The following is a 19,459-nucleotide window of genomic DNA, read 5'->3' as shown; positions in this document are numbered from 1 at the left end:
ATGCACGTCGTCTTCCGCGAAAGCCATGGGTTAGAGGAAACGGAGACCCCAACCGATCTGGGCCAGAGCCCGGCGGATCTGGTGGTGCTGTCCTTTTCCGACAGTGACCTTGGCGCTTTCGCGGCAGGCTGGCATCGTGGTGGCGGACCCGAAGGTCGGATGCCGACCCTGCGGCTGGCCAATCTAACGGCGCTGAAGCACCCGCTTTCTGTCGACACCTATGTCGAGCAGACGCTGGAGGGCGCCAAAGGCATTCTGATCCGCCTGATCGGTGGCGTGCCCTACTGGTCCTACGGATTGCAGCAGGTTCTGGCACTGGCCCACGCCAAAGGCATCGCTGTGGCAGTCCTGCCGGCGGATGGACGTGAAGATACGCGCCTGGATGACTATTCTACCCTGCCCGTTTCAACCCTGCGGCGGCTGGCGCATCTTTGCGACACAGGCGGTGAGGTCGCAGCGCAGGCTGCGCTGGCGCAAATGGCGCTGGCCGCGGGGCTTTATTCTGGCCCGGTGATGGGGGCCAAGACGATCCCGGAATGTGGCGTATGGTGCCCGGATCGCGGTGTGATCCCGGCGGATACCGCATTCACCGGTGATGCCAAGCGCATCCTCGTGACCTTCTATCGCGCCTATCTGACCTCGGCAGACACTGCCCCGGTCGCGGCCTTGATCCACCGCCTGCGTGCGCGTGGGTTTCAGGCTGTTGGCCTATTTGCGCCGTCGCTCAAAGCCCCTACCGCCGCTGACTGGCTGCGCGAACAGGTCGTAGCGCTGGCCCCCTCGGCAATCATCAACGCCACCTCCTTTTCGGGCAAAGGCGCCTCGGGAACGTCCCCGCTGGACGCCGCCAATGTGCCGGTATTTCAGGTCGCCTTGTCCACCGCACGCCGCAAGGCTTGGGTCGATGCGGAACGCGGGCTGTCCCCCGCCGACCTCGCAATGCATGTGGTCCTGCCCGAGGTGGATGGCCGCATTTCGGCGGGCATCGCTTCGTTCAAGGAACCGGGCAAGCGCGACCCGTATCTGGAATATTCCCGTTTTGCCCACCGCCCCGAGCCGGAACGGGTTGAGGCGATCATAGACCGGGTGGACGGCTGGCTGCGCCTAAGCGACAAACCCAAGCCAGATCAGGTTCCAGCGTTGGTGCTGTCGACTTATCCCGGCAAGGACTGGCAGATGGCCCATGCGGTTGGCCTGGATGCGTTGGCCTCGGCCGAGGCGATGCTGTCCGATCTGCAGGCTGAAGGCTATGATACAGCACCCGGCGAACCGATAGCCGAGACGCTTTTGGATGCGCGACTGGCTTGGCCGCTCGCGGCCTATCAGACCGCGCTGGCAGACTTGCCGGAACAGTTGCAAACGGATCTGCAATCCATTTGGGGCAAGCCTGAGGACGACCCGGTTTTTGCCGATGGTGCGTTCCACTTTACCGCCTTGAACCGGGGCAAGACACTGATCGCGCTGCAACCGGAACGCGGCACGCCCGAGCTGCGCGATGACGACTATCACGATCTTTCGCGCACCCCGCGCCACAGCTATGTTGCCTTCTATCTCTGGCTGCGTAAGGGGCATGGCGCGGACGCGCTGATCCATATCGGCGCGCATGGCACGTTGGAATGGCTGCCAGGCAAATCGGTCGCCCTGTCCCAAAACTGCTGGCCTGAGGCGTTGGTCCGAGATCTGCCGGTGATCTACCCCTTTATCGTCAATGACCCCGGCGAGGCCGCACAGGCCAAGCGCCGGATCGGCGCGGTTACACTGGGCCATATCCCGCCCCCGATGCGAACAAGTGACACGCCGGACCGTATGGTGCGGCTGGAATCCCTGCTGGACGAATTCTCGAACGCCGACGGGCTGGACCCCAAACGCCGCGACCGACTACAAGAAGACATACGGGATGAGGCGCAGGCCATTGGTCTGGAAAGCGATCTGGGTCTGGATCAGGCAACCTGTACCGCCGAAGCGATCACCCGTATCGACCGATTTGTCTGCGACATCAAAGAAAGCCAGTTCGGCGACGGCTTGCACGTCTTTGGCCGCGTCCCCGAAGTGACCGGCAATTTTGATGCCACGCCTTCAGCGCATGCGGAACGTCAATCACTTTTGGACGCACTGGCCGGGAAACGGATCGAGGCTGGCCCGTCTGGCTCACCCTATCGCGGGCGCTCGGACGTGCTGCCGACAGGGCGAAATCTTTACACCACCGATCCGCGTTCGGTTCCAACACGCGCGGCCTATACCCAAGGTGTCAAACTGGCCGAGGAACTAGTGCGACGGCATCTGCAGGAAGAAGGCGATTACCCCAAGGGGCTGATTGTCGACCTCTGGGGCTCGGCCACGATGCGCACTGCGGGTGAAGAATTCGCCATGGCGCTTCACCTACTGGGTGTGAAACCGGTTTGGGACAAGGGGTCGGAGCGGGTTTCCGGTATCGAGGTGCTGCCAATCACTGATCTCAGCCGTCCACGGCTAGACGTGACCTTGCGTGTCTCGGGCCTGTTCCGCGATGTATTCCCGACGCTTTCTGCGCTGTATGGCCAGGCAGTGCGAGCATTGTGTGAACGGGACGAGGCAGCAGACTGGAACCCATATGCCGGGCAGGCACCGGCCGCCCGTGTCTATGGCCCCGCCCCCGGCAGCTATGGCCTGAACATGACGCAGCTATCCGAAATCTATACGGACGAAGCGCGCACACAGGCCGGTCAGGCTTGGCTGGATGCCAGTTCCTTTGCGCTTGAGGGCGAGCAAATTGCACGGGATGTCGATGGTATTACCCAACGCGTTGCCCACGCCGATAGCTTTGTTCACCTTCAGGACCTGACCGAAACCGATCTGCTGTTGGCCAATGACTATGCCACGCATGAGGCCGGTTTTGCCGCCGCCAAGAAAGTCACTGGCGGTACTGCGCAGCTGTACCATCTGGACAATACCAACCCAGACACCCCCCGCGCCCGAACCCTCTCTGAGGAAATCAGCCGCGTTGTCCACGCGCGCGCGGCTAATCCTGACTGGATCGCAGGAATGCAACGGCACGGATTCCGCGGCGCCGCCGAGATCGCGGCAACGCTGGATCATATGGCAAGCTTTGCCCATCTATCGGGAACCGTTGCACCGCATCTGTTTGACATCTACCACGATGCCACACTGGGTAACGCCGAGGTTGATGCCTTTCTGCAAGAGAAGAACCCACAGGCGCATCAGGCCATGCAGGATCGGTTCCGTGCGCTGCTCGAGGCTGGCCTGTGGAACACGCGCCGAAACTCGATCCGAGCCGATCTGGAGGGGTTGGGATGAGTGCACCGATCGTTCAGGGCTGGTGCCCCGGCGCCCATCGCCCGATGATGTCGGGGGACGGGTTGGTCGTGCGGGTTCGGCCGCGGTTGGCGCGCCTTGAGGCAGCGCAGATGTTAGGCCTGTGCGAACTTGCCGACCGGTTCGGCAATGGCACCATTGACCTGACCAACCGGGCCAATCTGCAACTGCGCGGTGTGGCCGAGGCCGATCACCAACCTTTGCTAGAAGAACTCGCTGCGCTGAACCTTTTGGATGCGGAACCGGGTATCGAGGTGCGGCGCAATATTCTGGTGACGCCGCTCTACCAATCCGGCGATCTTACCGCACGACTGACGCAGGAACTGATCGACCGGTTGGGTGAATTGCCGTCGCTACCAGCCAAGTTTGGGTTTGCCATCGACACCGGACCAAATCGCCTGTTGGTCGGGGATTCGGCGGATATCCGGCTGGAGACAGGCCCCGACGGGCTGATCCTACGCGCTGATGGGGCCGAAACAGGGCGTCGCGTGACCGAAAAAATCGCCATCGACCACCTGATCGCGCTGGCCGAATGGTTCGCGGATCACCACACTCCCGAGGCCCGGCGCATGGCCCGCGTGGTTGCGTCACAGGATTTGCCGTCAGAATGCCAAGGCAGCGCACCGGGTGATGTTGGCGCTCTGCCTGAACCGGGCATCGTGGAACTGGGTGCGTTTTACGGAGCCGCGTTCGGTCAGTTGCCAGCGCGCGGGCTTGCGGGGCTGATTGAGACCTGCGGTGCCTCTGCGCTGCGGGTCACCCCTTGGCGGCTGTTCCTGATGGAAGGCGGGGCGGCGATACCCGCCCCAGCGTTCGTCACCGATGGCACCGACCCGCTGATGACCACTGACGCCTGCCCCGGCGCCCCGCTCTGCCCGCAGGCGCAGGTGGAGACCCACGATATCGCCCGCGCGCTTGCCTCGCGTATTCCCGGCCACTTGCATGTCTCGGGCTGTGCCAAAGGATGCGCGCGCATGAGACCAGCTGATGTCACCCTGGTCGGCCACGATGGTCGATTTGATCTTGTCAAACAAGGCCGCGCGGGAGATGAGCCAAACCTGCGCGGGTTAAGCCCCGAAACACTTATGACCATGGACTTCTCCTGATGCCCTATGAATACGAAACCGACGGCGCGGCGATCTACAAACAAAGCTTTGCCACCATCCGGTCCGAGGCCGATCTGGCACGGTTCGACGCCGATGAGGAACAGGTCGCCGTTCGGATGATCCACGCGGCAGGTATGGTGGGGTTGGAAGAGTTCGTGCATTTCTCACCCGGTTTTGTGACCTCGGCCCGTGCCGCGGTGGAAGACGGCGCACCGATCCTGTGCGACGCCCGCATGGTCAGCGAGGGTGTCACCCGGTTCCGCCTGCCCGCCGATAACGAGGTGATCTGCACCCTGCACGACGAACGTGTGCGTCCGCTGGCTGCCGAGATGAGCAACACCCGGTCCGCCGCTGCGCTGGAGTTGTGGCGCCCGCATCTGCAAGGCGCCGTGGTGGCCATCGGTAATGCGCCCACCGCGCTGTTCCACCTGCTGAACATGCTGGAAGACCCCGACTGCCCGCGCCCTGCGGCCATCATCGGCTGCCCGGTGGGCTTTGTCGGTGCGGTCGAATCTAAAGACGCTCTGTGGGAGGCGCAGCCTGTGCCGTCCTGCATCGTCAAGGGCCGCCTCGGCGGCAGTGCCATCACAGTCGCAGCCATCAACGCCATCGCGAGCCGCGCCGAATGAACGCGGGCAAGATATACGGCGTGGGCCTCGGCCCAGGCGATCCGGACCTTATGAGCGTCCGGGCTGACCGCCTACTGCGCACTGCCCGTCACGTGGCCTTTTTCCGCAAACCGGGTCACAGTGGTCAGGCGCGCAAGATCGTCAATGGCATGATCCCCGAAGGCGCGGTGGAATTCCCGATGGAATACCCCGTGACCACAGAAATTCCATTGAGTGATCCGCGGTACAATGAGCTGCTCTCGGCGTTTTATGAAGATTGTGCCGCGCATCTGAAGACATTGTCGGATCAGGGCGAAGACGTGGTGGTCCTGTGCGAGGGTGATCCGTTCTTCTACGGATCATTCATGCATCTTTACAATCGACTACGCGGCGAAGCTGAAGTTGAAGTCGTGCCTGCGATCACCGGTATGTCCGGCGCGTGGACCGCAACCGGCGACCCCATCACCTGGGGAGACGACGTATTGACCGTGCTGGTCGGCACATTGCCCGAAGACGATCTGGCCCACCGAATGGCCCAAACCGACGCGCTGGTAGTGATGAAGATCGGGCGCAATATAGACAAAGTGAAGCGGGCCCTGAAGACGGCCGGTTTGTATGACCGTGCTTGGATCGTGGAATACGCTCAGATGCCCAATCAACGCGTGTGCAAATTGTCGGAAAATTGCGAGGGGATCACTCCGTATTTCTCGATCATCATCGTTCACGGACAAGGGCGGCGGCCATGAGCGGTTGGGTCAAGATAGCAGGACTCGGGCCAGGAAACGAGGCTTTGGTGACGCCCGAAGTATCCGCTGCGCTGGCTGAGGCGACGGATGTCGTCGGCTACATTCCTTACGTCGCGCGCATCGCCGAACGCCCCGGCCTGACTCTGCATGCCAGCGACAACCAGGTTGAGATCGACCGCTCTCAGCATGCGTTGCAAATGGCGGCCGAAGGGAAGCGCGTAGTGGTCGTATCCTCGGGCGATCCGGGCGTATTTGCCATGGCAGCAGCGGTGTTCGAAGCGCTGGAAAACGGCCCCCGTGAATGGCGCGACCTACCGGTTGAGGTGCTGCCCGGGATCACTGCGATGCTTGCGGCCTCCGCCCGCGCTGGTGCCCCGCTGGGGCATGATTTCTGCACCATCAACCTGAGTGACAACCTCAAACCTTGGCCTCTGATTGAGAAGCGCCTGCGTCTGGCCGCGCAAGCGGATTTCGCGATGGCGTTTTACAACCCCCGCTCGAAATCCCGCCCCGAAGGCTTTGTCAAAACTCTGGAAATCCTGCGCGAAGAATGTGAACCCGAGCGGCTGATCCTGTTCGCCCGCGCTGTCAGCCGGGCGGATGAGGCAATCCGGATTTCAACCTTGGTCGAGGCCACGCCTGATATGGCCGATATGCAGACCGTTGTCATCGTCGGCTCATCGCTGACCCGCGTGATAGAACGCGCCGGTGACCCGATCGTCTATACGCCGAGGTTCACCCCGGAATGAGCCAGCCAGTCCAGAACCTGCGGAACGCTCGACAGTTCCAGCCGCTGCGGCAGGGCTGGACGGTCGATCATCAACACCGGTATGTCCAGAGCCCGCGCGGCGTCCAGCTTGGCGCGCGCGCCGGCGCCGCCCGCGTTCTTGGATACCACCAGCTGCGTGCCGTGGCGCTGCATCAACGCCCGGTCATCAGCCTCGGCAAAGGGTCCGCGCGCCACGACAACCTCGCAATTCGGCAAGGGCAGGACATCGGGTTCATCCACCAGCCGCAACAGGTAATGGTGCTGGGGCTGGCTGACGAAATCTTCGAGATGCATGCGCCCGACCGCAAGAAACACGCGCTGCGGATTACCGGACAAAGCGGCCACCGCTGCGGCGATATCCGGGACGCGCAGCCAGGTGTCACCGGGCTGCGGTGCCCATTCGGGCCGTGTCAGCGCAACAAGTGGAATCTGCGCCGCATGGCAGGCCTCAATCGCGTTACGGCTCATCCCGGCAGCAAACGGGTGGGTCGCGTCGATAACGTGGCTTATGCTGTGGTCATGGATATATTTCACCAGCCCTTCGGCCCCACCGAACCCACCAACACGCACCGGCAGGGCTTGCGGGCGCGGGTTGTCCACGCGTCCTGCATAGGAGTAGGTCGCGGGAATACCCCGGTCGGCAATGGCTTTTGCCAGCGCGTTGGCCTCGGTCGTGCCGCCCAATATCAGGAGGTTGGACATGTCTGAAGCTCCGTGGCTGACCGTTTTGGGTTTGGGCGAAGATGGACTGGATGGCTTGCCCCCCGCAAGCCGTCAAGTGCTGGAACGCGCTGAAATCATCATGGGGCCACCGCGACACCTGTCCTTGGTTCCCGATTTCGGAGCCCAGCAGGTGGAATGGCCTGTGCCCTTTGCCGATGGTCTGCCGATCCTGACCGGTTTTCGCGGACAATCAACCGTGGTTCTGGCCTCGGGTGATCCGTTCTGGTTCGGCGCCGGATCCGTGATCGCGCGGAATTTCGAAGCCGGGGAATGGGCCGCCCTACCCGGCCAATCCACTTTTTCGCTGGCCGCTGCGCGGTTGGGTTGGCCGCTGGAAAGCACGCAGACATTTGGTCTGCATGCAGCCCCGCTGACCCGCCTGCGCCCCCATCTGGCCCCCGGCCTGCGCGCGATTCTGCTATTGCGCGATGGCAAGGCCGTGACCGAGCTGGCCACCTATCTGACCGACACTGGTTTTGCCGACACACATCTGCACGTGATGGAGGCCTTGGGTGGCCCGCGCGAACGGGCGCGCAGTGTCTCGCTGACCGAGGCGCTGCTGGGTGGGTTCGATCACCCGGTCTGCGTCGGGCTCGAGGTTGCTGGCGGCGGGCAGGCCTTTCCGCGCGCCTCTGGCAAACCGGATGAGATTTTTGAGACCGACGGCCAGATCACCAAACGCCCTATCCGTGCGCTGACCCTTTCGGCGCTGGCCCCGCAGCGGGACGAGCATCTGTGGGACATTGGCGGCGGCACCGGGTCAATCAGCATCGAATGGCTGATGTGTGATCCAACGCTCAGCGCCACAACGATCGAACCCCGCGAAGACCGCGCCGAGCGCATTCGCCGAAATGCCGACGCGCTGGGTCAAGACCGGCTGCAGGTGGTGCACGGCACCGCCCCGGATGCGCTGAACGGCCTGCCCCTACCCGATGTCGTGTTCATTGGCGGCGGGCTGAGCAGTGAGCTGTTGCAATGGCTGCATACAACCCTGCCCTCCGGCACGCGGCTGGTGGCCAACGCGGTGACGCTGGAGAGCGAAGCGCTGCTGGCGCAATGGCAGGATATGCTGGGCGGTGAGCTGCTGCGGATCGAATTGGCACAGGCTTCGGCCCTGGGGCCACGGCGCGGTTGGAAATCGGCCTATCCGGTGGTGCAATGGAGCGTCACGTTATGATCGTCGCAGGCATCGGATTTTCCTCGACCGCTACGCTGGACAGCCTGCGCGCCGCCTATGATCAGGCGAGTGCCGGCCACGCTGTGGACGCGCTGGCCACAGTTGCCGACAAGGAAGGTCACGCCGCGCTGACAGATTTTGCCTCGACCATTGCCCTGCCGCTGCATTTCATTGCCCCCGCCGATCTGGCCGGGCAGCGCACCCTCACCTGCTCGACCCGCAGCCGCGCCACCTATGGCACCGGCAGCGTCGCCGAAGCATCCGCCCTTGCCGCCGCCGGAACTGGTGCGCGGCTGATCTCACCCAGACAGATTTCAGACGACCGGCTGGCCACCTGCGCCATCGCCATCGGAGGACAGACATGACCGTTCATTTCATTGGCGCCGGACCGGGTGCCGCCGACCTGCTGACCTTACGGGGGCGCGATATCATCGCCGCTTGCCCGGTCTGCCTATATGCGGGTTCGCTGGTGCCAGAGGAAATTCTGGACCATTGCCCCGACGACGCCAAGATCGTGAACACGGCGGCGATGGATCTGGATCAAATCATGGCCGAGATCGAGACCGCACATCAGGCCGGTCTGGATGTTGCGCGACTGCATTCCGGCGACCTGTCGGTCTGGTCGGCGATGGGCGAACAAATCCGCCGCCTCAAGGAATTGGGCATCCCGGTCAGCGTGACCCCCGGCGTGCCGTCTTTTGCCGCTGCGGCTGCATCATTGGGCACGGAACTGACCCTGCCCGGACTTGCGCAATCAGTGGTCCTGACCCGGACACCGGGACGCGCATCGTCGATGCCCGAGGGCGAGACGTTGGCGAATTTTGCGCGTACCGGGGCGACGCTGGCCATCCACCTGTCGATCGGCAATCTGGACACTGTTATCGCCGATCTGACCCCGGCCTATGGCGCCGAATGCCCGGTGGCCGTGGTCTACCGTGCCAGCTGGCCCGATGAGCGGATCATCCGTGCGACGCTGGCGACGCTGAAAGACACGCTGGACGAGAGCATCTCACGCACAGCGCTGATCATGGTGGGTCCAGCACTGGCTGGTGAAGGGTTTGACGAAAGCTGCCTGTATTCTAAGGATTACGACCGCCGGTATCGCCCGCAAAGCGCGGACAGCCCTTGGTCAAGCTGGAGCCATGGTGATGACTAACCCTCCGGGCATTCTGATTTCGGCACCGTCTTCGGGGACTGGCAAGACCACCGTGATGCTGGGCCTGCTGCGTGCGCTGGCCGAGGATGGCCTGACCGTCCAACCATTCAAAAGCGGCCCTGACTATATCGACCCGGCCTTTCACCGGGCGGCGGCTGGGCGCGCCTCGTTCAATCTGGACAGCTGGGCGATGGGCGATCCTCTGCTGAACGCAATATCGGCACAGGCTGACGGCGCGGATATCGTCGTAGCCGAAGGATCGATGGGTCTGTTCGACGGTGTCGCCAAACCCGGTGAGATTGGCCATGGTTCTAGCGCGGAAACCGCGCAGCGTATGGGCTGGCCTGTGGTGTTGGTTCTGGATGTCGGCGGTCAGGCGCAATCAGCTGCAGCCACGGCGCTGGGGTTTCGGATGTACAACCCCGACCTGCCCTTTGCCGGGGTAATTTTGAACCGCTGCGCCAGCCCGCGCCACGAGCGTCTGACCCGGTTGGGTATGGAACGTGCAGGCCTGCCGGTTCTGGGCGTTCTGCCACGACGCGGAGACCTGACACTTCCCGAGCGGCACTTAGGTTTGATCCAGGCAGTGGAACATCCCGATCTGGAAAGCGCTATTGTCGGCTATGCTGCGTTCCTGCGTGAACATGTCGATCTGGAGGCGATCAAGCGGGCGGCTTCCTCAAGCCCAGATAGGCCATCGTCAGCCGTGCCGCCGCGCCCTCCGGCGCAGCGGATCGCACTGGCCCGGGATGCTGCGTTTTCGTTCACCTATCCGCATTTGCTGGAAGGCTGGCGCACGGCGGGTGCAGAAATCCTACCGTTTTCACCACTGGCGAATGAAGCCCCTGCCCCGGATGCCGATCTGGTCTGGCTGCCGGGTGGGTATCCCGAGTTGCACGCAGGCACATTGGCCGCCGCCAACACCTTCCAGACTGGGCTGCGCAAACATGCCGAGACAAGACCTGTGCATGGCGAATGCGGGGGCTACATGGCGCTGGGTCAGGCGTTGATCGACAAAGAGGGAGACCGGCACGAAATGGCGGGCCTTCTGGGCCTTGTGACCTCCTATGAAAAGCGCAAGTTCAACCTGGGTTATCGCAAGGCGGAATTATTGGCCCCAATGGCCGGATTTGCCGAAGGCACAGCGCTACGCGGGCATGAGTTCCACTATTCCTCGATCATCGAACAGCCTGACGCCCCGCTGGCGCGCGTGTTCGACGCCGAAGGCGCGGAAGGCCCGCAAACCGGATCGGTGCGAAACAATGTCACCGGGACATTCTTTCATCTGATCGCCGAGGCCTCGGCATGAGTGGTTTTGTGTCCTTCATCGGTTCAGGCCCCGGCGACCCGGAATTGCTGACACTGAAGGCGGTAGACAGGATGCAGAAAGCCGATGCGGTGCTGTTTGATGACCTCAGCAGTGGCCCGATCCTGAGCCACGCGCGTGAGGATGCTGATCTGGTTGGTGTCGGCAAACGCGCCGGGCGCCCCTCGCCCAAGCAGGATCACGTCAGCCGCTTGTTGGTCGAATATGCACAAACCGGTCAGCATGTTGTGCGGCTGAAATCCGGTGATGGCGGCATGTTCGGCCGGCTTGAAGAAGAACTGGTGGCCCTGCAAGAGGCCGGGATCGACTATGAAATCATCCCCGGCATCCCCTCGGCGGTAGCGGCGGCGGCAGCGGCGGGCATTCCGCTGACCCGGCGACTGACCGCGCGGCGCGTGCAATTCGTCACCGGCCACGATGTCAGTGGCAAACTGCCCGAAGATCTGAACCTGGCAGCACTGGCTGATCCACAGGCTACGACCGTCGTGTTTATGGGCAAGCGCACCTTTCCCCTTTTGGTTGGCGCCCTGCATTCCCACGGCCTACCGCTGGACACACCTGCTTTGATGGCCGAGTCCGTCTCGACCCCCGAGCAAAAACTGCAACGCTCGACCATCGGTGCCTTGTCGCAGCAGTTGGAAACCGAGATCGGCACCGCCCCGGCCCTGATCCTGTATGGACCTCTGGCAGAGTTCGAAAATGATTGACCTGACGCTGATCGGTATTGGCACCGGCAACCCGGATCATGTGACATTTCAAGGGGCGCAGGCGATCCGCTCGGCGGACCTGATCCTGATCCCCCGCAAGGGCGAAAACAAGGCCGATCTGGCAGGGCTGCGCGAGCAGATCATCGCTCAGGTCGCGGATACTCCTCCGCAAATCGCGTATTTCGACATTCCTAAACGCCGTGCCGATGATGGCTATTTACGCGGAGTGGACGAATGGCACGACGCGATTGCATTGCGCTGGCAGGAGGCCATCGCAGCCCACCCGAAGGCCCGCCATGTGGCGCTGCTGATCTGGGGGGATCCGTCGCTGTATGACAGTTCGCTGCGAATCGCGGCACGTTTGACCCCTCAGCCAGAAACACGGGTGATTCCCGGCATCACCGCGCTGCAAGCGCTGACGGCGGCCCATGCGATTCCGATCAACGAACTGGGCGCGCCCTATATCGTAACAACTGGTCGTCGCATCCGGGACGAAGGATGGCCGGATACCGCAGAAAACGTGGCGGTGATGCTAGATGGCGAATGTTCATTCCAAAACCTGGACATGCAAGACTTGGACATTTGGTGGGGCGCATATGTCGGCATGAAAGAGGAAATCCTGATCAAAGGCCCTTTGGCCGAGGTTGCGCAGCAGATTCTGGACCGCCGCGCCCTTGCCCGTGCCGACCATGGTTGGATCATGGATATTTATTTGCTGAAAAAGCGCATAATCTGACACAATACGTCGCAAATGATGATTGCACCGCCACAGCTATAGCGGCTAAATGGGGGTGTCTGGTCCTGCCGGAGAAATCCGGATGCTAAGAGGGAATTTGGTGCGACTGCCTCGGTGGTCAACTCCAAAGCCGCCCCCGCGACTGTAAGCGGAGAGCCCCTGTTCAACCAGCCACTCCCGGTTCTCCGGGGGGAAGGCGAACAGAGGCATCGACCCGCAAGCCAGGAGACCTGCCAGGCGCAAAAACGAAACACCGGCCGTCGGGTGCGGCGGCAGAGGAGAATACAAAATGGCAACACAAACGAAAACAGCATCCGCCGCGCGTACAGGCTTTGTTCCGGTCATGTTTGCAGTGGTTCTGGGTCTGGGCCTCATTACGCTGACCGGTCACGTTCAGGCAGCGGCCCTGCATGATGCAGCGCATGACGTGCGTCACGCGACCGGCTTCCCCTGCCACTAAGACCGTGTTCAGTCGTATATTGACCAGCGCGTTGTTCGCTGGTGCTGCAGCGGGGCTGATTGCCGCCTTGCTGCAGTTGGTATTTGTGCAACCAGTATTGTTGCATGCCGAGCTTTATGAATCCGGAGAGCTGGTGCATTTCGGGGCCGAGACCGTATCGGCTCATCCCGAACTGCCGCGCATGTTCTCTGAACTGACGCGTGATGCGCTGAGTGTCATCTTTACCATGCTGACCTATACCGGCTATGCGCTGGTGATGGTTGCGCTGATGTCGGTAGCCGAAGGTCAAGGGCATCAGATTGATGGCCGGACCGGCGTCCTTTGGGGTTTGGCCGGATTTATCGCCTTCCATCTTGCACCAGGTTTCACCCTGGCGCCCGAAGTGCCGGGTGTCGCGGCAGCCGATGTCTATGCACGTCAGGTCTGGTGGTTCGCAACGGTTGCAGCAGCCCTTGTCGCCATGTGGTTGATCGCCTTTGGAGGTAACCTGATCAGCTATGTGATCGCCGCAGTACTTCTGTTGGTGCCACATCTTATAGGTGCACCCGAGCCCGATGTTTTCACCGGCCCTGTGCCGACTGAAATTGGCGCGTTGTTCGCGGCACGAGCTTTTGGAATCGGTCTGGTTGCATGGGTTCTGGTTGGCGCGTTCGCTGGCTATTTCTGGCAGAAAGAAGCGCAACCTTCCGAAGCAACGGCCTGATCGCACTTCGATTGAACGCGCCGGGTGTAAACTTGGCGCGTTTCCCTATGTTTTCAAGGAAATACAATGACCCGTTCACTTGCTCTATTCGTGATCGGTCTGGTCTTTGGCGGCGGTACAGGATTTGTAATTGCTGCTGCAAACGGCGTCACATTTGATGGCCACGACCATTCTGATCCGTCTCTTCACGGAGCCTCACCCACTGAGACCATGGCCCACGATCATTCCACGGCCTTGAACCTACCGGCAGGCACAGATGCACCTACACTGGACATCGCTCTGACACAGGATCCTATGTCTGGCTGGAACCTGCATGTTATGCCAAAAAACTTTACCTTCGCACCGCAGAACGCATCGACCGCAGACATGGCAGGCGAAGGGCACGCGCATGTTTACATCAACGGAGAAAAGCTCGCCCGGCTTTACGGCAGTTGGATGCACATTGATCAGTTGCCCAAAGGTGAGGTCGAGGTTTCGGTTTCGCTGAATTCCAACAGCCATAGCCCGCTTTCGGTCGATAACGTGCCGGTTCGTGCTGCGGTTACGGTTCAGGTTGACTAAAGCGCCGGAATACGCGCACGCAAACACATCCGAAGCCGCCCGCAGGGTCGGGCGTCTTCGATCCAGCCCTGCGGGCTGTTCAGGTAAGTACGGCAAGTTTCAGCGATATCCGCAGCATCCGCCACCACATCGACACCCGAAAACACATAAGATGCGCGCCCCAGCGCCTGTATAGCTAGGGCCGTGGGTTCCGCGCAGCTGCTGAAACAGGCGTGTTCGCTCAATTCGACCTGATCCGTCAATCCAGCCCTTTTCAGTGCGTCCTTCACAGCCTGCACCTCGGCCGCCCGATCGCGTGCGGTGCCACAGGTTTTGCAGATCATCAGGCGCATCCGATCCAGACCTTTCCCTTCGTCCTGCGCCCGTTTCTGCGGCTTTAAGCGGCGCGGCGCAATCCCGAATGCACACAAGATTGTGAGTGCGACGTTCTCACATTTCTGGCAGGATTCCTGCAGACACCTTAAAAGGAAGCCTCTGGATGAAACTGCTTTGGACCGTCTTCGCCCTGCTGGCCCTGCCCGCCTGGGCCGACGAACCGCTCTCGGGATGGGCCGTGTATCCAACGGGCAAAAGCTATGATGAATTAGTCTCGGACACCAAATCGGCGGTTAAGGCAAACGGTCTGATCGTGGTCACGCAGGCCGGCCCCACCAAAGCCGCCGCCGCGCGGGGAATTACAATCCCAGGCAATCTGGTGATCGGCGCCTTCAACAATGACTATGCGGTGCGCGTGCTGGAAACCTCGGTGCGCGCAATGATCGAAGCACCGATCCGGTTTTACGTGACCGAAAACGAGGACGGCACCGCCACCCTATCCTATAAAACGCCCAGCTTTGTATTCGCGCCCTATATCTATGAGGGCGGAGACCCCCTGAGGGACATTGCCCAGGAATTGGATGACACCTTTCAGATCGTGGCCGAAGCCGCTGTCAAATAGTCACACTGGCGTGATGCGCCTTGCGTCCGGGTCTGTCCTCCGCAATCTGCGTTGAAACAGTTTTCGGAGCTTTACTGATGCAGGACTCGTCGCCCCGCGCTGCGGACATTCTGGCCCAACGGCTTTATGAGGCTGGCTGCCGCCACGCTTTTGGCATGCCAGGTGGCGAGGTGCTGACCCTAGTGGATGCGTTGGAAAAGGCGGGGATAACCTTTCACCTGACCAAACACGAGAACGCGGCCGGCTTTATGGCCGAGGCGGTGCATCACCGCGACGGTGCCCCGGCCATTCTGGTGGCCACACTCGGTCCAGGCGCGATGAACGGGATCAATGTGGTCGCCAATGCGTTGCAGGACCGGGTGCCAATGATCGTGCTGACCGGCTGTGTCGACGCAGATGAGGCGCTGACATACACCCATCAGGTCATGGATCACGCACGGGTCTATCGCTCGATCACCAAAGGGACATTCATGCTGACCGCCAAAGGCGCGGATGTTATCGCAGACAAAGCGGTGTCGCTGGCCAGTCAGCCGCGCCCAGGGCCGGTGCATATCGACGTGCCGATTTCGGTTGCGGATGCGCCTGTGACCGATGTCAAACGCCGCCGTCTTGTCAAACCTGCCGCCGTCGCGCCCGAGGGGGATTGCGTTGAAAAAGCCCGCCGCTGGGTGGCACAGGCCGAACGGCCCATCGCGATTATCGGCCTGGATGTTCTATATGACGACTCGCGCAATGTGGTGCAGGCGTTCCTTGAACATTTTGGCATTCCTTTTGTGACAACCTACAAGGCCAAGGGCGTGGTTCCCGAGGATCATCCACTGTGCCTTGGCGGCGCGGGCCTGTCGCCGCTTGCTGACACCCATCTGGTGCCGCTGGTTGAACAGGCCGATCTGGTGTTGTGTCTGGGCTATGACCCGATCGAAATGCGCCCTGGCTGGCGCGAGATATGGGACCCCGAAGAAAAGCGCGTCATCGACATTTCGGCGGTTCCGAACGATCACTACATGCATCAGGCCGGGTTGAACCTGGTGGCTGATACCGGCGCGACCCTCGAGGCCGTTGCAAAGGGCAACCCTGCCCGCGCCACCTGGCCCGGCGGTGAGCCCGAACAGGTTCGGGCCGCCCTGGCGCGAGCCTTCCCTACTGATGACGTATGGGGTCCCGCCGCGGTAATTGCGGAAACCCGCGCGGTTCTTCCTGCCGAGACATTGGCCACCGCTGACAGTGGCGCACATCGCATCCTTCTCAGCCAGATGTGGGGATGTTCCGAAGAACGCGGGCTGATCCAATCTTCAGCGCTCTGCACCATGGGCTGCGCTCTGCCAATGGCCATCGGGCTGAAACTGGCCGAACCCACGCGCCCGGTCATCAGCTTTTCCGGCGATGCCGGGTTCCTGATGGTCGCCGGAGAACTGTCGACCGTTGCCGAGATGGGTGGTAACCCGATTTTCCTGGTGTTCGTCGACGCCAGCCTTGCCCTGATCGAATTGAAACAGCGTCAGCGGCAAATGGGGAACGTAGGCGTCGATTTCGACCGCCACGACTTTGCAGCTATGGGCCGGGCCTTCGGTGGGAATGGTCACACGGTGCGCACCCGCGCCGAACTGAGGGATGCTCTGGAAGCGGCAACCAAGTCTGATAGGTTCACCGTAATCGCTGCTGAGATTGACCGCGGAGGATATGATGGCCGGATCTGAAGGACCGCTGAAGGGCGTCAAGGTTCTGGACCTGTCCCGCATTCTGGCCGGACCGACCTGCACACAGTTGCTGGGCGATTTGGGTGCCAGCGTTATCAAGATCGAAAACCCTGCTACTAAAGGGGACGACACGCGCCAGTGGGGCCCACCCTATGTCGCTGATGCCGACGGGGTTCCATCGGATCTTAGTGCCTATTTCATGTCAGCCAACCGCAACAAGAAATCGGTCGCCATCGACATCACCACACCCGAAGGTCAGGCGGAAATTCGGCGGCTGGCCTCGTTTGCGGACATCCTGATCGAGAATTTCAAACCCGGCGGGCTTGCGAAATACGGGCTGGATTACAAATCGCTCTCGCAGGAATTCCCTAGCCTCGTCTATTGTTCGATCTCAGGCTACGGGCAGGATGGGCCTAACGCATCAAAGCCCGGATATGATCTGATGGCGCAGGGCTATGGCGGTGTCATGTCTCTGACCGGCGATCCCCAAGGGGCGCCGATGAAAGTTGGAGTTGGTATCGCTGATGTCATGTGCGGTATGTATGCCTGCGTTGGCATTTTGGCAGCATTGCGCCATCGGGACCAGACCGGAGAGGGACAGCAAATTGATCTGGCTCTGGTCGATTCCCAGATTGCGTGGCTGATCAATGAAGGCGTGAATTATCTGACATCCGGCAATGTGCCACAACGCCGTGGGAATGGTCATCCAAATATCGTTCCATATGACGTTTACGAAACCGCTGATGGCCATGTGATCCTTGCTGTAGGTAATGACAGTCAGTTCCGCCGGTTCTGCGAATTCATCGACCAACCTGATCTGGCGGATGACGTCCGCTTTGCGACGAATCCGGCGCGGCTGGAAAACCGGGATGCGTTGAACGCCCTATTGCGCCCTGCGGTTCAGTCATATGACACAACAACCGTCATCGCAGAACTTGAGGCACGCAAAGTACCAGTTGGGCCGGTCCAGACCCTGGATCAGGTTTTTGACACCGAGCAGGTCGCGGCGCGGCAAATGCAGATCGCGATGCAGGCTGCCCCGGCCGAGGTAAAACTGATCGGAAACCCGCTGAAATTGTCGCGGACACCGGTTACCTACCGGACGGCTCCGCCACAGTTCGGAGCGGACACTGCAGCAGTCTTGAACGCGAAGAACCCATTTGAAGATTGAAACACAATGCCTTACTAGGCGGCATATTGCTGAAACATGCCGTTGAATCGGCGGATTTTTTCACGTTTTCCACACACAGCTTTTCACCAATTCGAGAGCAGGGCCGATACTGATACGACCCCGCCTGACTCTCTGCTAAATCGAATAAAGTAATAAATCGCAAATGGATTGGATCCCGCGCATGAAACAAGATGTTTTCGGACAGATGAACACTCTTTGCCATTCGGCCAGTGTCGAGGCGTGGAATGGTGTTCTGCTTGGTTTCATGGCGCATTCAGCTGTCACACCCCTGCATCTGGGCAAAGTGCTAGAGCTTGAGCCCGATTTCGCGCTTGGTCACGCCGTCAAAGGCCTGTTCCTGGTCTTGCTGGGCCGGCGAGAGATGATGCCAGTTGCAGCGGAAGCGTTGAATGCTGCCAACACCGCTATGGATCGCCAACCGGTAACTGATCGCGAGCGGCTTTATGTCGACGCGTTGGCCCTTTACCTGTCCGACCTGCCCTCACATGCAATCCAGAAGTTTGAAGAAATTCTGCGCCTCCACCCACAGGACTCGCTGGCGATGAAACTCAGCCACGCAACACGGTTTGTCTTGGGAGATGCCGCTGGTATGCGACGGTCGATCGAACGTGTCCTGCCTGCTTATGAACCCGACCACGCCGGCCGCGGATATCTTCTGGGGTGCCATTCCTTCGCGCTTGAGGAAACCGGGGCCTATGAAAAAGCCGAAATCGCCGGACGTCAGGCACTGTGGATGGTGTCGGATGATGCCTGGGGTCTGCACGCAGTGGCCCATGTGCACGAGATGACCGGCAATGCGCAGCAAGGTCTTGATTGGCTGGCCGGACGCGAGGATGCCTGGGCGCATTGCAACAACTTTCGCTATCATGTCTGGTGGCACAAGGCGCTGATGCATCTGGACCTGGGTCAGGTCGATCAGGTTATGGAACTGTATGACCAGTATGTCCGGCAGGACAAAACCGACGATTACCGTGACATATCGAATGCCACGTCGCTTTTGTCCCGGCTCGAGCTTGAGGGCGTCAAAGTTGGAAACCGCTGGGAGGAACTGGCCGACCTCAGCGCCGCCCGGACCGAAGATGGCTGCCTGATCTTCGCCGATCTTCACTATCTGCTGGCCCTGACCGGCGACAACCGGACCGAAGCGACCGGCAAAATGCTGCAGCGCATCCAGAAAGATGCCCAGCGCAATCAGGGCGACACTCCGATCCGGATGTCGGATCCCGGTATTGCCGCAGCCAAAGGGCTTGAGGCTTTTGGCGACGGCCTTTACGGCGAAGCATTTGATTTCCTGTCGAATGCACGGGACGGAATGCAACTGGCCGGTGGTAGCCACGCCCAACGTGATGTATTCGAGCGCATCACTATTGATTCCGGCCTGCGTGCCGGCCGTTTGGATGCTGTCGAGCGCATTCTAGACGACCGCCGTGCCAAGCGGGCCGGGGGTGAGGACAATTATGCTATGGCGCGCCGCGCATTGATCGACGCGGCTCGCGATAACCAAGACGCACAAAGCGTTCCGGCAGAATAACAAAACAAAAA

20 protein-coding genes and 1 riboswitch are annotated in these 19,459 nt (G+C 61.0%); of the genes, 18 read left to right on the top strand and 2 right to left on the bottom strand.

The genetic code is table 11. The annotated features are described in order from the left end of the window. The 5 genes from cobN to cobJ are packed head-to-tail and all read left to right on the top strand — an operon-like array spanning window position 1 to window position 6,521. Window positions 1-3,294: a cobaltochelatase subunit CobN gene (gene cobN, locus AC2FIZ_RS00330; RefSeq protein WP_496790410.1), complete on the top strand. Its 3,294-nt coding sequence runs from the start codon at window positions 1-3 to the stop codon at window positions 3,292-3,294. Then, window positions 3,291-4,418 carry a precorrin-3B synthase gene (gene cobG, locus AC2FIZ_RS00325; protein ID WP_281971826.1) on the top strand — a complete coding sequence of 376 codons (1,128 nt, stop codon included), beginning with the start codon at window positions 3,291-3,293 and terminating at the stop codon, window positions 4,416-4,418. The genes cobN and cobG overlap by 4 nt, the downstream gene beginning before the upstream one ends. Continuing rightward, entirely contained in the window at window positions 4,418-5,047 is a 630-nt protein-coding gene (locus tag AC2FIZ_RS00320; RefSeq protein ID WP_281971825.1) for a precorrin-8X methylmutase, read from the top strand. The genes cobG and AC2FIZ_RS00320 overlap by 1 nt, the downstream gene beginning before the upstream one ends. Continuing rightward, window positions 5,044-5,772, top strand: a complete 729-nt coding sequence (locus AC2FIZ_RS00315) for a precorrin-2 C(20)-methyltransferase (protein WP_281994384.1) — start codon at window positions 5,044-5,046, stop codon at window positions 5,770-5,772. Before AC2FIZ_RS00320 ends, AC2FIZ_RS00315 begins: the two co-directional genes overlap by 4 nt. After that, window positions 5,769-6,521, top strand: coding sequence for a precorrin-3B C(17)-methyltransferase (gene cobJ / locus AC2FIZ_RS00310; RefSeq protein WP_496790409.1), 753 nt, complete (start codon window positions 5,769-5,771; stop codon window positions 6,519-6,521). Before AC2FIZ_RS00315 ends, cobJ begins: the two co-directional genes overlap by 4 nt. Here cobJ and AC2FIZ_RS00305 read toward each other — a convergent pair. Continuing rightward, complete coding sequence (locus AC2FIZ_RS00305) at window positions 6,494-7,243, bottom strand: cobalt-precorrin-6A reductase (RefSeq protein ID WP_142632888.1); 750 nt, start codon at window positions 7,241-7,243, stop codon at window positions 6,494-6,496. The genes cobJ and AC2FIZ_RS00305 overlap by 28 nt on opposite strands. Between AC2FIZ_RS00305 and cbiE the strand changes: the two genes are divergently transcribed. From cbiE to AC2FIZ_RS00260, 9 genes are all read left to right on the top strand, one after another. Then, the gene (gene cbiE / locus AC2FIZ_RS00300) at window positions 7,242-8,441 is read left to right on the top strand and encodes a precorrin-6y C5,15-methyltransferase (decarboxylating) subunit CbiE (protein WP_281971824.1); all 1,200 of its coding nucleotides are present in this window, start codon (window positions 7,242-7,244) and stop codon (window positions 8,439-8,441) included. The genes AC2FIZ_RS00305 and cbiE overlap by 2 nt on opposite strands. Then, a complete protein-coding gene (locus AC2FIZ_RS00295; protein WP_142635069.1) occupies window positions 8,438-8,806 on the top strand; it encodes a cobalamin biosynthesis protein in 369 nt (122 codons plus the stop codon). The genes cbiE and AC2FIZ_RS00295 overlap by 4 nt, the downstream gene beginning before the upstream one ends. Further along, entirely contained in the window at window positions 8,803-9,597 is a 795-nt protein-coding gene (gene cobM, locus AC2FIZ_RS00290) for a precorrin-4 C(11)-methyltransferase (protein ID WP_281971823.1), read from the top strand. The genes AC2FIZ_RS00295 and cobM overlap by 4 nt, the downstream gene beginning before the upstream one ends. Beyond that, the gene (locus tag AC2FIZ_RS00285) at window positions 9,584-10,906 is read left to right on the top strand and encodes a cobyrinic acid a,c-diamide synthase CobB (protein WP_496790407.1); all 1,323 of its coding nucleotides are present in this window, start codon (window positions 9,584-9,586) and stop codon (window positions 10,904-10,906) included. The genes cobM and AC2FIZ_RS00285 overlap by 14 nt, the downstream gene beginning before the upstream one ends. Next, window positions 10,903-11,631: a uroporphyrinogen-III C-methyltransferase gene (gene cobA, locus AC2FIZ_RS00280; protein WP_142632880.1), complete on the top strand. Its 729-nt coding sequence runs from the start codon at window positions 10,903-10,905 to the stop codon at window positions 11,629-11,631. The genes AC2FIZ_RS00285 and cobA overlap by 4 nt, the downstream gene beginning before the upstream one ends. Further along, a complete protein-coding gene (cobF, locus tag AC2FIZ_RS00275) occupies window positions 11,624-12,367 on the top strand; it encodes a precorrin-6A synthase (deacetylating) (RefSeq protein WP_496790406.1) in 744 nt (247 codons plus the stop codon). The genes cobA and cobF overlap by 8 nt, the downstream gene beginning before the upstream one ends. A 43-nt stretch (window positions 12,368-12,410) precedes the next feature. Then, window positions 12,411-12,619: riboswitch (cobalamin riboswitch) on the top strand. Window positions 12,620-12,656: 37 nt separating this feature from the next. After that, complete coding sequence (locus AC2FIZ_RS00270) at window positions 12,657-12,827, top strand: CbtB domain-containing protein (RefSeq protein WP_142632876.1); 171 nt, start codon at window positions 12,657-12,659, stop codon at window positions 12,825-12,827. A 4-nt stretch (window positions 12,828-12,831) separates the two neighbouring features. After that, window positions 12,832-13,530, top strand: a complete 699-nt coding sequence (locus tag AC2FIZ_RS00265; protein WP_496692423.1) for a CbtA family protein — start codon at window positions 12,832-12,834, stop codon at window positions 13,528-13,530. A 66-nt stretch (window positions 13,531-13,596) separates the two neighbouring features. Beyond that, window positions 13,597-14,091, top strand: coding sequence for a hypothetical protein (locus tag AC2FIZ_RS00260; protein ID WP_496692424.1), 495 nt, complete (start codon window positions 13,597-13,599; stop codon window positions 14,089-14,091). Here the strand turns inward: AC2FIZ_RS00260 and AC2FIZ_RS00255 are convergent. Then, window positions 14,088-14,501, bottom strand: a complete 414-nt coding sequence (locus AC2FIZ_RS00255) for a DUF1636 family protein (protein WP_496705815.1) — start codon at window positions 14,499-14,501, stop codon at window positions 14,088-14,090. The two genes, AC2FIZ_RS00260 and AC2FIZ_RS00255, sit on opposite strands and share 4 nt — an antisense overlap. Before the next feature lie 68 nt (window positions 14,502-14,569). Here AC2FIZ_RS00255 and AC2FIZ_RS00250 point away from each other — a divergent pair, with 68 nt between their 5' ends. From AC2FIZ_RS00250 to AC2FIZ_RS00235, 4 genes are all read left to right on the top strand, one after another. Then, window positions 14,570-15,028: a DUF302 domain-containing protein gene (locus AC2FIZ_RS00250; protein WP_271947979.1), complete on the top strand. Its 459-nt coding sequence runs from the start codon at window positions 14,570-14,572 to the stop codon at window positions 15,026-15,028. Window positions 15,029-15,105: 77 nt separating this feature from the next. Then, window positions 15,106-16,725, top strand: coding sequence for a thiamine pyrophosphate-binding protein (locus AC2FIZ_RS00245; RefSeq protein WP_496731796.1), 1,620 nt, complete (start codon window positions 15,106-15,108; stop codon window positions 16,723-16,725). Beyond that, on the top strand, window positions 16,712-17,896 hold the full coding sequence (locus AC2FIZ_RS00240; protein ID WP_142632866.1) for a CaiB/BaiF CoA transferase family protein: 1,185 nt from the start codon (window positions 16,712-16,714) through the stop codon (window positions 17,894-17,896). Before AC2FIZ_RS00245 ends, AC2FIZ_RS00240 begins: the two co-directional genes overlap by 14 nt. Window positions 17,897-18,077: 181 nt before the next feature. Then, complete coding sequence (locus AC2FIZ_RS00235) at window positions 18,078-19,448, top strand: tetratricopeptide repeat protein (RefSeq protein WP_142632864.1); 1,371 nt, start codon at window positions 18,078-18,080, stop codon at window positions 19,446-19,448. Window positions 19,449-19,459 lie beyond the last annotated feature (11 nt).

The sequence above is a fragment of the Ruegeria sp. CDSB022 genome (assembly GCF_059611145.1).
The sequence above is the reverse complement of the archived record's forward strand: the minus strand, read 5'-3'. Positions and strand labels throughout refer to the sequence as shown.